General features: G+C 43.5%; 1 protein-coding gene. It reads left to right on the forward strand.

Annotation, left to right across the window (positions count from 1 at the left end):
- Positions 1-207: 207 nt before the first annotated feature.
- Positions 208-1,552: Ig-like domain-containing protein (locus tag ACP6PM_RS33970; protein WP_426591259.1), on the forward strand; the 1,345-nt coding region annotated here is incomplete at its 3' end.

Raw genomic sequence — 1,552 nt, forward strand, 5'->3', positions numbered from 1 at the left:
CCAACACCAGAACCAACACCAGAACCAACACCAGAACCAACACCAGAACCAACACCAGAACCAACACCAGCACCAACACCAGAGCCAACACCAGCACCAACACCAGCACCAACACCAGCACCAACTCCACCACCCACAGAAGTTATCCAAGTTAGAGACGATAATGGTAACCTCATTGGTCTGATTATTAACGGTGTGTTTCAGCCATTGCCGACACCATCTCCATCAGAACCAATACCAACTGCTTCACCAGTACCACCGCCACCACCAATAGCTGTAGATGACGAAGTGACAACAAATCAAAGTCAAGCCGTTAGTTTTAATGTTCTCGAAAACGACATCGATCCTACAGGAAATGAAATATTTGTCAGTAACTTTAGCTTGCCGACAAATGGATCGTTAGTTGAAAATGGCACAGGTACTTTCACTTATACTCCTAGAGAATTCTTTATAGGAACAGACAGCTTTAGTTACGAGACAAGTAATGGAACAACAAGTTCCCTAGCGACAGTTAACATTAGGGTTTTCAATGAAGGAGCGCCAATCAGAGTAGAGGGAGTATTCCGAGGTACTCCTAATAATGAATTTTTAATTGGTAGTGATCAAGTAGATGTAATATTTGGAGCTGGGGGTGACGATAGCATCTTCGGTGAAGCTGCGAATGATGAAATCAGAGGCGATGCAGATAACGATATTCTGAATGGAGGTCGAGGTAATGATACAGTTACAGGAAACCAAGGAAATGATAATGCTCGTGGTGGGAGAGATGATGATATTGTTTTAGGAAATGATGGTAATGATGTATTGTTTGGCGATCGCGGAAATGACACTGTAAGTGGAGGAGATGGTAGAGATAGGATATTTGGTGGTAAAGGTAACGATAATGTTTCTGGTGATGCAGGAGATGACTTTGTATCTGGTGACAGAGGGGATGATGCTGTCTCAGGTGGAGATGGTAACGATAATGTTCTTGGTGGAGATGGCAACGATCTTGTTCGTGGTGATGCAGGGGAGGATTTTGTTAGCGGTGGTCTAGGCGTCGATCGCCTATTTGGAGATGAGGGAAATGATACCCTCTTTGGTGAAGAAGACAATGACCAAGCATTTGGCGGTTTTGGCAACGATTCAATATTTGGAGGTTCAGGAGCAGACCTGCTGAGTGGCGAGCAAGATAACGACACCATAGATGGTGGGGTTGGTAACGACCAAGTTCAAGGAGATTCTGGTAACGACTCTTTAGCAGGAGGTTTCGGCACAGATACCCTTTTTGGTGGTGAGGGTAGTGATACATTTGTAATTAGTCCTGAAAACGGTGGGATAGAAATTTTTGAGGCAGATGTTATTGCCGACTTTAATGGTAATACAGACTTAATTCGTCTAGGAGGTGGTCTTGGTTTTAATGATTTAGTTATTTTCCAAAGTCCTACTTCAGGAGGTCGTGATACCATCATTCAGAATGGTTCTGATGGTCCATTCTTGGCTATCTTAGTAGGAGTTGACAGTAATACTATTAATTCTGGTAATTTTATTGGTGCTGGTGGGTTTCCACCAC

It is taken from the genome of Dapis brunnea BLCC-M229 (assembly GCF_050015995.1).
In the GTDB taxonomy this organism is placed as follows: domain Bacteria; phylum Cyanobacteriota; class Cyanobacteriia; order Cyanobacteriales; family Microcoleaceae; genus Trichodesmium.